At 51.9% G+C, this 11,915-nt stretch carries 12 protein-coding genes and 1 rRNA gene; 12 read left to right on the plus strand and 1 reads right to left on the minus strand.

Annotated elements, in window-relative coordinates; genetic code table 11:
* Window positions 1–204 precede the first annotated feature (204 nt).
* The 12 genes from aroQ to HA51_RS24875 all read left to right on the plus strand — a co-directional run bounded on the left by aroQ (window position 205) and on the right by HA51_RS24875 (window position 11,529).
* On the plus strand, window positions 205–657 hold the full coding sequence (aroQ, locus tag HA51_RS24820) for a type II 3-dehydroquinate dehydratase (RefSeq protein ID WP_038644361.1): 453 nt from the start codon (window positions 205–207) through the stop codon (window positions 655–657).
* 21 nt (window positions 658–678) lie between these two features.
* Window positions 679–1,146, plus strand: coding sequence for an acetyl-CoA carboxylase biotin carboxyl carrier protein (accB, locus tag HA51_RS24825; protein ID WP_084938007.1), 468 nt, complete (start codon window positions 679–681; stop codon window positions 1,144–1,146).
* An 11-nt stretch (window positions 1,147–1,157) separates the two neighbouring features.
* Complete coding sequence (gene accC / locus HA51_RS24830; RefSeq protein ID WP_084938009.1) at window positions 1,158–2,507, plus strand: acetyl-CoA carboxylase biotin carboxylase subunit; 1,350 nt, start codon at window positions 1,158–1,160, stop codon at window positions 2,505–2,507.
* A 71-nt stretch (window positions 2,508–2,578) separates the two neighbouring features.
* Complete coding sequence (locus tag HA51_RS24835; protein WP_084938011.1) at window positions 2,579–2,821, plus strand: YhdT family protein; 243 nt, start codon at window positions 2,579–2,581, stop codon at window positions 2,819–2,821.
* Entirely contained in the window at window positions 2,811–4,256 is a 1,446-nt protein-coding gene (gene panF, locus HA51_RS24840) for a sodium/pantothenate symporter (protein WP_084938014.1), read from the plus strand. The genes HA51_RS24835 and panF overlap by 11 nt, the downstream gene beginning before the upstream one ends.
* 12 nt (window positions 4,257–4,268) lie before the next feature.
* A complete protein-coding gene (gene prmA, locus HA51_RS24845; protein WP_084938016.1) occupies window positions 4,269–5,150 on the plus strand; it encodes a 50S ribosomal protein L11 methyltransferase in 882 nt (293 codons plus the stop codon).
* Between the two features lie 394 nt (window positions 5,151–5,544).
* A complete protein-coding gene (dusB, locus tag HA51_RS24850; protein WP_084938019.1) occupies window positions 5,545–6,510 on the plus strand; it encodes a tRNA dihydrouridine synthase DusB in 966 nt (321 codons plus the stop codon).
* Window positions 6,511–6,534: 24 nt separating this feature from the next.
* A complete protein-coding gene (fis, locus tag HA51_RS24855; RefSeq protein WP_003855228.1) occupies window positions 6,535–6,831 on the plus strand; it encodes a DNA-binding transcriptional regulator Fis in 297 nt (98 codons plus the stop codon).
* Between the two features lie 541 nt (window positions 6,832–7,372).
* Window positions 7,373–8,398 (plus strand): amino acid ABC transporter substrate-binding protein, encoded by a 1,026-nt coding sequence (locus HA51_RS24860; protein ID WP_084938021.1) that lies wholly within the window; start codon window positions 7,373–7,375, stop codon window positions 8,396–8,398.
* Between the two features lie 66 nt (window positions 8,399–8,464).
* Window positions 8,465–9,643 carry an amino acid ABC transporter permease gene (locus HA51_RS24865; RefSeq protein ID WP_084938024.1) on the plus strand — a complete coding sequence of 393 codons (1,179 nt, stop codon included), beginning with the start codon at window positions 8,465–8,467 and terminating at the stop codon, window positions 9,641–9,643.
* A gap of 15 nt (window positions 9,644–9,658) precedes the next feature.
* On the plus strand, window positions 9,659–10,759 hold the full coding sequence (locus tag HA51_RS24870) for an amino acid ABC transporter permease (RefSeq protein ID WP_084938027.1): 1,101 nt from the start codon (window positions 9,659–9,661) through the stop codon (window positions 10,757–10,759).
* Window positions 10,760–10,767: 8 nt separating this feature from the next.
* Window positions 10,768–11,529, plus strand: a complete 762-nt coding sequence (locus HA51_RS24875; RefSeq protein WP_084938030.1) for an amino acid ABC transporter ATP-binding protein — start codon at window positions 10,768–10,770, stop codon at window positions 11,527–11,529.
* Window positions 11,530–11,688: 159 nt separating this feature from the next.
* Here HA51_RS24875 and rrf read toward each other — a convergent pair.
* Window positions 11,689–11,804 (minus strand): 5S ribosomal RNA (rrf, locus tag HA51_RS24880).
* Between the last annotated feature and the right edge of the window lie 111 nt (window positions 11,805–11,915).

The following is an 11,915-nucleotide window of genomic DNA, read 5'->3' on the forward strand; positions in this document are numbered from 1 at the left end:
GATCTGTTAAAAGGTGTGGCCCAAGGGCCGCATCCGATCAACTTCGCAGATAAGACCAGTATTTTGCTGCGAATTGCGACGAAACGGATATAATGCCCGGCTTTATTGCAAGCGAAGTCGTCTTTTTCACTCTCAGGAGTGACAAACGGCAGATGTCGCGGTATTTTACGCGATGCCTCACTGATTGCAGGAGATAGCAGCAAGATGGCGCACAAATTTCACATACTGCTTTTGAACGGTCCCAATCTGAATCTGTTAGGGACGCGCGAGCCTGATAAGTATGGTCACACCACGCTGGCGCAAATTGTCGGCGATCTGACACAACAGGCTGAACAGCACGATGTGAAATTAAGTCATTTGCAATCGAACGCAGAGTTTCAGCTGATTGATCGTATTCACGAGGCCCGTGGCAATGTGGATTACATCATCATCAATCCGGCTGCGTTCACGCATACCAGCGTTGCACTGCGTGATGCCCTGTTGGCGGTCAGCATACCTTTTATCGAGGTGCATCTCTCGAACGTGCATGCCCGCGAACCGTTCCGACATCACTCCTATCTTTCTGATGTATCTGCCGGCGTCATCTGTGGACTTGGCGCTGATGGATACTCATGGGCTTTACAAACGGCAGTAAAACGCCTGTCACATTCCAATTAAACAGAGTACGGAACCACACTCATGGATATTCGTAAAATTAAGAAACTGATCGAACTGGTAGAAGAGTCTGGCATCTCCGAGCTGGAAATCTCCGAGGGCGAAGAGTCCGTTCGTATCAGCCGTTCACCTGCGAACGCTGGCTACCCAATGATGCAGCAGGCTTATGCTGCACCAATGATGCAACAGCCTGCACTGGCTACCGCTGTTGCCCCTGTTGCTGCAGCACCTGCTGAAGCGGCTAAGCCGGAAATCACTGGCCACATCGTGCGTTCTCCGATGGTCGGCACTTTCTACCGTACCCCAAGCCCGGACGCGAAAGCCTTCGTGGAAGTGGGCCAGAAAGTGAACGCAGGCGATACCCTGTGCATCGTTGAAGCGATGAAAATGATGAACCAGATCGAAGCCGATAAATCCGGCGTTGTGAAGGCGATCTTGGTGGAAAGCGGCCAACCGGTTGAATTTGACGAGCCGCTGGTCGTCATCGAATAACGAGGCGAAGCATGCTGGATAAAATTGTCATTGCTAACCGCGGTGAGATCGCTCTGCGTATTCTCCGCGCGTGTAAAGAATTAGGCATCAAGACCGTTGCGGTTCACTCAACCGCTGATCGCGACCTGAAGCATGTGCTGCTCGCAGACGAAACTGTCTGCATCGGTCCGCCGCAGTCGGTCAAAAGCTACCTGAACATCCCTGCACTGATCTCCGCCGCCGAAATCACTGGCGCAGTGGCGATCCACCCAGGCTACGGCTTCCTCTCTGAGAATGCCGATTTTGCCGAGCAGGTTGAGCGCTCTGGTTTTATTTTCATCGGTCCGAAAGCTGACACCATCCGCCTGATGGGCGACAAAGTGTCCGCGATCACCGCGATGAAGAAAACCGGCGTACCTACCGTGCCAGGATCTGACGGCTCGCTGACCGAAGACATGGATAAAAACCGTGCCATCGCTAAGCGCATCGGCTACCCGGTGATTATCAAAGCCTCTGGCGGCGGCGGCGGTCGTGGTATGCGCGTGGTGCGCCACGAAAAAGATCTGGAACAATCCATCGGCATGACGAAAGCGGAAGCCAAAGCGGCTTTCAACAACGACATGGTCTACATGGAGAAATTCCTCGAGAACCCACGCCATATCGAAATTCAGGTCATGGCTGACGGTCAGGGCAACGCTATCTATCTGGCGGAACGTGACTGCTCAATGCAGCGCCGTCACCAGAAAGTCGTCGAAGAAGCGCCAGCGCCAGGCATCACGGCCGAGCTGCGTCGCTACATTGGCGAGCGCTGCGCAAAAGCCTGTGTCGAAATCGGTTATCGCGGTGCGGGTACTTTCGAGTTCCTGTACGAGAACGGTGAATTCTACTTCATCGAGATGAACACCCGTATTCAGGTGGAGCATCCGGTGACCGAGATGATCACCGGCGTGGATCTGATCAAAGAGCAGCTGCGCATTGCTGCCGGTCAGCCGCTGTCGATCAAACAGGAAGACGTGATCGTACGCGGTCATGCGGTGGAATGCCGTATCAACGCCGAAGACCCGAACACCTTCCTGCCAAGCCCGGGCAAGATCACCCGTTTCCACGCGCCAGGCGGTTTTGGCGTGCGTTGGGAATCGCATATCTATTCCGGTTACAGCGTGCCGCCGTACTACGATTCAATGATCGGCAAGCTGATCACTTACGGTGATACCCGTGAAGTGGCGATTGCGCGCATGAAGAACGCGCTGGCGGAGCTGATTATCGATGGCATCAAGACCAACATCGAACTGCAGATGAAAATCATGTCCGATGAAAACTTCCAGCAGGGTGGTACCAACATCCACTATCTGGAGAAAAAACTCGGCCTGCACGAGAAGTAATTGCAGCGCAGAGCAAAACAGAGGCCGGTTAATCCGGCCTTTTTCATTTTTGTTGCCTTTGAGGTTGCATAATGGATTGGCGTTTTTTACAAGCGAACAAAGAGGCGCGCTGGTCGTTTTATCTCACGCTGGCTTACCTCGCCGTTTGGGGGCTTTCTGCCTGGTTGGGCGGAAATGAGATCGGCATGTTTGGCTTACCACGTTGGTTTGAGTTTTCCTGCGTATTCGCTCCGTTACTGTTTATCGTGTTGTGCTGGCTGATGGTACGCATCCTGTTCCGTGATATGTCTTTGGAGGACAATGATGGACTCTGAAATCATTCTTCCCCTGTTAGCTTATCTGGTGCTCATCGCTGCAGTTTCCGTATTTGCCATGCGCAAACAGCGGCAAGGCAACTTCCTGACTGAATATTTCCTTGGCAGCCGTTCGATGGGCGGTTTTGTCTTGGCCATGACCATTACCACCACTTACATCAGCGCCAGCTCGTTTATTGGCGGCCCCGGTGCGGCGTATAAATATGGTCTCGGTTGGGTATTGCTGGCGATGATTCAGGTACCCGCCGTGTGGCTTTCGCTTGGCGTACTGGGCAAAAAATTTGCCATTCTGGCCCGCCGCTATAACGCTGTGACGCTGAATGACATGCTGTATGGCCGTTATGGCAGCACGCTACTGATCTGGCTCTCCAGCATTAGCTTGCTTGTAGCCTTCATCGGCGCAATGACGGTGCAGTTTATCGGTGGCGCGCGCCTGCTGGAAACCGCGGCAGGTATTCCTTACGACACCGGTCTGTTGATTTTTGGCGGCACCATCGCACTCTACACCGCGTTTGGCGGCTTTCGCGCCAGCGTGCTCAATGATGCGATGCAGGGTTTGGTGATGCTGATTGGTACCTTCCTGCTGCTGTTTGCGGTGATACATCAAGCTGGGGGGCTGGAAACCGCCGTCATCAAACTACGCACTATTGACCCGCAGCTGGTGTCACCGGAAGGCGTGGGCAATGTTATCAATCCCACCTTCCTCAGCTCCTTTGCCGTACTGGTTTGCTTTGGCGTGATTGGTTTGCCGCACACGGCAGTACGCTGTATCTCCTATAAAGACAGTAAGGCCATGCACCGGGGCATTGTGCTCGGCACGATTGTGGTGGTTATCTTGATGCTTGGTATGCATCTGGCCGGTGCATTGGGCCGCGCGATTATTCCGAACCTGACGGTCCCGGATCGGGTTATCCCCACCCTGATGATCACCGTACTACCGCCGATGGCAGCGGGCATATTTCTCGCCGCGCCCATGGCAGCGATCATGTCGACGATTAATGCGCAGCTCCTACAATCCTCCGCTACGCTGATCAAAGATCTTTATCTGCGCATTGCACCGCAGCACAGCGAGAATGAAGCACGCTTGCGCATGCTTTCGGGCACTATCACGTTTGTACTGGGTGTATTACTGCTGCTGGCTGCGTGGAATCCACCAGATATGATTATCTGGCTCAATCTGCTGGCCTTTGGTGGCCTTGAAGCGGTGTTCCTGTGGCCGCTGGTACTGGGACTGTATTGGGAACGCGCCAACTCAACAGGAGCCATCAGTGGCATGGTGATTGGCGCAGCCTGTTATACGCTACTCGCCAGCATGAATATCGAACTGTGGGGTTTCCACCCTATCGTTCCCTCATTGATCTTAAGCCTGCTGGCCTTTGTGGTGGGCAACTTGTTTGGCAGCACGCCTGACGCGCGCAATGCTGCAGTGGAATAAAAGAGAAACGCTATGCCTTGGATTCAAATCAAAATTAACAGTACCGGTGAAAATGCCGAACCGCTCAGCGATGCGTTGATGGATGCCGGCGCCGTATCCGTGACTTTCCAGGATACCCATGACAACCCGGTTTATGAACCGCTGCCGGGTGAAACGCGCTTATGGGGTGATACCGATGTCATCGGCCTGTTTGATGCCGAAACCGAAATGGATGATGTGGTCGCTGAGTTGGGTCAACATCCGCTGTTAGGATCGCATTTCCACCATAAGATCGAGCAGATCGAAGATAAAGACTGGGAACGTGAATGGATGGATAACTTCCACCCTATGCGTTTCGGTGAACGTTTGTGGATCTGCCCGAGCTGGCGCGACGTGCCGGATCCGAATGCCGTCAACGTGATGCTGGATCCAGGATTGGCGTTTGGTACAGGTACCCATCCTACCACCTCATTGTGTCTGACTTGGCTTGACGGGCTCGACCTACAAGGCAAAACCGTCATCGATTTCGGCTGTGGTTCCGGCATTCTTGCCATTGCTGCACTGAAACTGGGCGCGGCGCAGGCGATTGGTATCGATATCGATCCACAAGCAATTCAGGCCAGCCGCGATAACGCCGAACGCAATGGCGTATCTGAACGCCTGTCACTCTATCTGCCGCATCAGCAGCCTGAGAACCTCCTGGCAGACGTCGTGGTGGCCAATATCCTCGCAGGCCCGCTGCGTGAGCTTGCGCCACTGATTAGCGTATTGCCAAAGGCGGGCGGACATCTGGGCTTATCGGGTGTGCTGGCCAGCCAGGCTGAGGGTGTCTGTGAAGCTTATATTGAGCGCTTCACACTTGATCCGGTGGCTGAAAAAGAAGAGTGGTGCCGCATCACGGGTGTGCGCCGCTAAACCGAACATCGGCCAGCCTCCTCTGGCCGATTTCCTCTGCCCATCGCAAAATAATGACGTTACGTGACAGTGACTTCATTAACCGTTGAAAACCCTCCCTTCGCCGCAAAATTAGTACAATTAATAATCACTTCACCGTCATTTCTTTGGCTAATTCCCTGATGTAGCGGTTTTTATGTTGTGATTTCACGCATGTTTTAAGAAAAATGTTTGTTCACAATTTCAGCATTTTTTTATAACCAAATGAATTATATGCATTTTTAGTTAGCTACTTACTGAAGAGGCTAATTTCCTTGCTGTTTGACGGCGAATTGTTCAAAGTTTGGCCTTTCATCTTCGGTAAAAAATGCGTAATATACGCCGCCTTGCGAACAGTTAGGGTCACTTCTTTTTCATGCGCATTGGACATCATCAGCTACGTAATCGACTCATTGCTGCGCCTATGGCCGGAGTATCCGATAAGCCATTTCGCACGTTATGTTATGAGAACGGCGCCGGTATGACTGTCTCCGAGATGCTGTCATCAAACCCAGAAGTTTGGGCCAGTGACAAATCCCGTTTGCGTATGGTGCATAGTGACGAGCCCGGTATTCGCGCCGTGCAAATTGCCGGTTGCGATCCTGATGAGATGGCTGCTGCCGCGCGCATTAATGTGGCGTCTGGCGCGCAGGTTATTGATATCAACATGGGCTGCCCGGCTAAAAAAGTGAATCGTAAGATGGCTGGTTCAGCGTTGCTGCAGCATCCGTCACTGGTGGAGTCAATCCTCCGTGCGGTCGTGAATGCCGTTGATGTACCGGTTACGCTGAAGATTCGCACCGGCTGGGACAGAGAAAATCGTAATTGTGTAGAGATTGCCCAATTGGCTGAACGCTGTGGCATTCAGGCTCTCACCATTCATGGCCGCACGCGCGCCTGTTTGTTTGAAGGGCAAGCTGAATACGACAGCATTCGGACAGTTAAGCAGAGCGTTTCCATTCCGATTATCGCGAATGGTGACATTACTGACCCGCATAAAGCCAGAGCGGTGCTCGACTATACCGGAGCTGATGCTCTGATGGTTGGTCGCGCTGCTCAGGGAAGACCGTGGATCTTCCGGGAAATCCAGCATTATCTGGACACAGGGGAGCTGCTGGCACCGAAGCCGCTGGCTGAAGTGAAGCAAATGCTGATTGGGCACATACGGGAGCTGCACGACTTTTATGGTCAGCGCAAGGGATACCGTATTGCTCGTAAACACGTTTCCTGGTATTTGCAGGAAAGTGCTCCTGATGACCAGTTTCGGCGCACATTCAACGCCATAGAGGATGCCAGCGAACAGCTGGAGGCGTTGGAGGCATACTTCGAAAATCTTGCGTAAACGAAATAAAGAGCTGAAAGAACTATGTTCGAACAACGCGTAAATTCTGATGTACTGACCGTTTCTACCGTTAACTCACAGGATCAGGTGACGCAAAAGCCACTTCGTGATTCGGTGAAACAGGCACTGAAGAACTATTTTGCTCAACTGAATGGTCAGGATGTTAGTGATCTGTATGAGCTGGTATTGGCTGAAGTCGAGCAGCCTTTGTTGGACATGGTGATGCAGTACACCCGTGGCAACCAGACCCGTGCAGCCCTGATGATGGGTATCAACCGTGGTACCCTGCGTAAGAAGCTGAAAAAATACGGCATGAACTAATTGTTCTTTGCTGCGCTAACGCCAACCTTCGGGTTGGCGTTTTTGTTTGTCTTTTCCTAATAGTTTCTCTGCGTTAACAACGCATGAAACAATTGTCGCGGATATGGTAACGATAGTTGCAATTGCTTCCGTGACCTTTAGCCTTTCTCAAAACCCTGTCATTGTCCCAAAATGGCTTCATGCCGTGCGCCATAACGCCCGCCGCACCCTGCTCTCTGTGATCTTGCACTGTTTCAGTCGCAAGCCTTCAAACCTGTTCATTTTGTCCTGAGTGGTAGCTCACACTACTTCCATATAGTGAAACTTTTTGCACTATTTGTGATCGTGGCGTCTCGTCATGCTGCCTTTTGGTGCGCGATAGTATCGACTGTTTTCAGGTTACTTCCGATTATTAAAAGATCTTTCCAGTGAATTCAGGATTCTGCAAACCTGGCATTACCTTTGCAGAGTTGTGGATGGCACACCGCCATAGACAGAAAAAAGCGTACATAAAAGTACGCGTAAACATAACAACACACGATCACGTCACACAGGATGCTTTATGAAAAAGATGATGCTTTCCACCCTGGTCGCTGCAGCCTCACTGTTAGCCGTAGCTCAACAAGCGCACGCAGGCACCACGCTGGACGCCATTAAAAAGAAAGGTTTTGTACAGTGCGGTATCAGTGATGGCTTACCGGGTTTCTCCTACGCTGATGCCAGCGGCAAGTTCACCGGTATTGACGTTGATGTTTGCCGTGCAGCTGCAGCAGCAGTGTTCGGGGATGCCAGCAAGGTGAAGTACACCCCACTGACAGCTAAAGAGCGTTTCACCGCATTGCAGTCAGGTGAAGTGGATATTCTCTCACGCAACACCACCTGGACCTCCTCACGTGATGGTGGCATGGGCTTCCTGTTTGCTGGCGTCAACTATTATGACGGCATCGGCTTCCTGACCCACAAGAAAGCGGGCCTGAAAAGCGCCAAAGAGTTGGATGGCGCTACCGTCTGTATTCAGGCCGGTACCGATACCGAACTGAACGTGGCTGATTACTTCAAAGCCAACAAAATGCAGTACACGCCAGTGACCTTTGACCGTTCTGATGAATCTGCTAAAGCGCTCGACAGCGGTCGCTGCGATACCCTCTCTTCTGACCAATCTCAGCTGTATGCATTGCGCGTGAAACTCGGCAAGCCGGATGATTTCATCGTGCTGCCAGAGGTGATCTCTAAAGAGCCTCTGGGTCCAGTGGTTCGCCGTGGTGATGATGATTGGTTCACCATTGTTAAGTGGTCGCTCTTTGCGATGCTGAACGCGGAAGAAATGGGCATCAATTCGAAGAACGTTGACCAGATGGCAGCAAAACCGACGACACCTGACATGGCTCACCTGCTGGGTGCAGAAGGTGACTTTGGTAAAGACCTGAAGCTGGATAATAAATGGGCTTACAACATCATCAAGCAGGTCGGCAACTATCAGGAAGTGTTTGATCGTAACGTTGGTAAAGACAGTGCATTGAAAATCGCGCGCGGTCAGAACGCACTCTGGAACCAGGGCGGTATTCAGTACGCTCCACCAGTACGCTAATTCTGGTTTGCCAGTCGGGCACCGCACCCTGCGGTGCCCACGCGTTTTATTCAGTGAGGTTTCAACATGTCACAACGCCCAACCGTAAAGAGGGATTTTTCGTTTGGTAATCCTACGGTTCGCGCCTGGCTTTACCAGATCGTCGCGATTGTGGTCGTGTTCGCTGTGGTGGGGTATCTGATCCACAACACAGTGATCAACCTGGCCAATCGCGGCATAACATCCGGCTTCGGATTTCTTGAACGCAATGCCGGCTTCGGTATCGTTCAGCATCTGATCGATTACACCGAAGGCGATACCTACGCACGCGTGTTTATGGTGGGGTTAACTAACACCTTACTGGTTTCCGCACTCTGTATTGTGTTTGCCTCTATTCTTGGCTTCGCCATCGGCCTTGCGCGCCTTTCTGATAACTGGCTGCTGCGTAAACTCTCCACCATTTATATAGAGACGTTCCGTAATATCCCGCCACTGCTGCAGATCTTCTTTTGGTATTTTGCCGTACTGCGTAACCTACCAGGGCCGCGTCAGGCGCTCAATGCCTTTGATCTGGCCTTTGTCAGTAACCGCGGCCTGTACATACCCTGGCCTGAATATGCACCAGGTACCTGGCCTTTCCTGATTGCACTGGCGATAGCTGTACTGGCGAGCTGGGCGCTGTTTCGTTTTAACCGTAAGCACCAACTAAAAACCGGACAGCTACGCACTACATGGCCCGCCGCAGCCGGATTAATTGTGCTGCTGCCGCTGATCGCACACACGATTTTTGGTGCAGCAACACATTGGGATGTGCCTGAGCTACGCGGATTCAACTTCCGCGGCGGTTTTGTCATGATTCCGGAGTTGGCAGCCCTAACGGTCGCATTATCGGTCTACACCTCATCCTTTATTGCAGAAGTTATCCGTTCAGGTATTCAGTCCGTTCCGCACGGTCAGAGTGAAGCAGCCCGCTCGCTTGGCTTGCCAAACCCCGTCACGATGCGCCAGGTCATCATCCCGCAGGCAATGCGTGTGATCATCCCGCCGCTGACCAGTCAATATCTCAACATCGTGAAGAACTCATCGCTTGCGGCCGCGATTGGTTATCCCGATATGGTATCGCTGTTTGCCGGGACCGTACTGAACCAAACCGGCCAGGCAATTGAAACCATTGCGATTACTATGGCGGTCTATCTGATTATCAGTCTGATCATTTCGCTGCTGATGAACCTCTATAACCGCAAAATCGCGCTGGTTGAGCGTTAAGAGAACGGGATCATTATGTCTGTTACCACACATGAAACACCGCCAGTACCAAGCAATCCACTTGGAAAAGCCTGGCTTTGGGCACGTAAAAACCTGTTCTCCAGTTGGTTAAATACACTACTGACATTGTTCAGTTTCTGGATTATCTGGAGCTTCATCCCGCCAGCACTGAACTGGTTGGTCTTTCAGGCCAACTGGATTGGTGAAACTCGTGCCGACTGTACCAAAGCGGGCGCGTGCTGGGTGTTTATCCATGCGCGTTTTGGCCAGTTTATGTATGGGCTTTACCCTCACGAACTTCGCTGGCGCATTAATCTAGCGCTGGTGATTGGCTTGCTCTCACTGGTACCGATGTTTATCAAATCGATGCCTCGCCGTGGTCGTTACATTGCCTGCTGGGTCGTGGTTTATCCCATTGTCGTCTGGCTGCTGCTTTACGGCGGTTATTTGGGGCTGGAGCGCGTTGAAACCCGCCAATGGGGTGGCTTGACGCTCACGCTGATCATTGCATCGGTAGGTATTGCTGGCGCACTGCCACTGGGTATTCTGCTGGCGCTGGCGCGTCGCTCTAAAATGCCGGTAGTTCGCACGTTATCGGTGATCTTCATCGAGTTCTGGCGCGGTGTACCACTGATTACCGTTCTGTTTATGTCTTCAGTGATGCTGCCATTGTTTATGGCGGAAGGCACAACCATCGACAAACTGGTACGTGCTTTGGTCGGCGTCATTTTATTCCAGTCAGCTTATGTTGCGGAAGTGGTACGTGGCGGCTTGCAAGCGCTGCCAAAGGGCCAGACAGAAGCAGCGGAGTCGCTGGCGCTCGGGTATTGGAAAACGCAGATGCTGGTGATTTTACCGCAGGCACTGAAGTTGACTATCCCCGGGTTGGTGAACACCATCATTGCACTGTTTAAAGATACCAGCCTGGTGATCATCATCGGCCTATTCGATCTCTTCAGTAGCGTGCAGCAAGCGACCGTTGACCCCACCTGGTTGGGAATGTCGACCGAAGGTTATGTCTTTGCTGCCATGGTTTACTGGATTTTCTGTTTTAGCATGTCGCGCTATAGCCAGTATCTGGAGAAGCGTTTCCACACCGGGCTTAAATCGCACTGAGGTTTTACATGACACAAATTATGACGAATGCGGCTGACACCATGATGATTACGCTCGAGAACGTAAATAAGTGGTACGGACAGTTCCATGTTTTGAAAGATATCAATTTGCAGGTGAAACCTCGCGAACGCATTGTACTTTGCGGGCCTTCGGGTTCGGGTAAATCGACCACCATTCGCTGCATCAATCATTTGGAAGAGCATCAACAGGGCCGTATTGTGGTAGATGGCATCCATTTGAATGATGATGTCCGCAATATTGAGCGTGTTCGCACTGAAGTTGGAATGGTATTTCAGCACTTCAATTTATTCCCGCACCTGAGCGTTTTGCAGAATTGCACTCTGGCACCGATGTGGGTGCGCAAGCTACCGAAGAAGGAAGCAGAAGAGCTGGCGATGCATTATCTTCAGCGCGTACGGATTGCGGAACATGCTCATAAGTTTCCCGGCCAGCTTTCGGGTGGTCAGCAGCAGCGTGTGGCGATCGCTCGGTCGCTCTGTATGAAACCGAAAATTATGCTGTTCGATGAGCCCACCTCCGCACTCGACCCAGAGATGGTTAAAGAAGTCCTCGATACCATGATTGGTCTGGCAGAAGATGGTATGACCATGCTGTGCGTCACACACGAGATGGGCTTTGCGCGCACTGTGGCAGACCGCGTGATCTTTATGGATCGTGGTGAGATCGTTGAAGAAGCTCCGCCACAAGAGTTCTTCGCTAATCCAAAATCAGAACGTACTCGCGCATTCTTGTCCCAAGTTATTCATTAAAATTTAATGCGTTAGGCCGCGCCTCTGTTCCCAGGAACAGGGGCTTTTTTTCAGCTTTTGGACAAGTATTGGTTAGAAAAAGGGCATTTCAGGATGATTTATATGGAATTTTGCATACAAAAAAGCCCTGAACTTTCGTTCAGGGCTTCAGTGTTTGATGCCTGGCAGTTCCCTACTCTCGCATGGGGAGACCCCACACTACCATCGGCGCTACGGCGTTTCACTTCTGAGTTCGGCATGGGGTCAGGTGGGACCACCGCGCTAAAGCCGCCAGGCAAATTCTGTAATTTACCGAACTCACGCTTTAAAACTGGTGCTGATACCCAGAGTCGAACTGGGGACCTCACCCTTACCAAGGGTGCGCTCTACCAACTGAGCCATATCAG

It is taken from the genome of Pantoea rwandensis, assembly GCF_002095475.1.
Classification (GTDB): Bacteria; Pseudomonadota; Gammaproteobacteria; order Enterobacterales; family Enterobacteriaceae; genus Pantoea; species Pantoea rwandensis.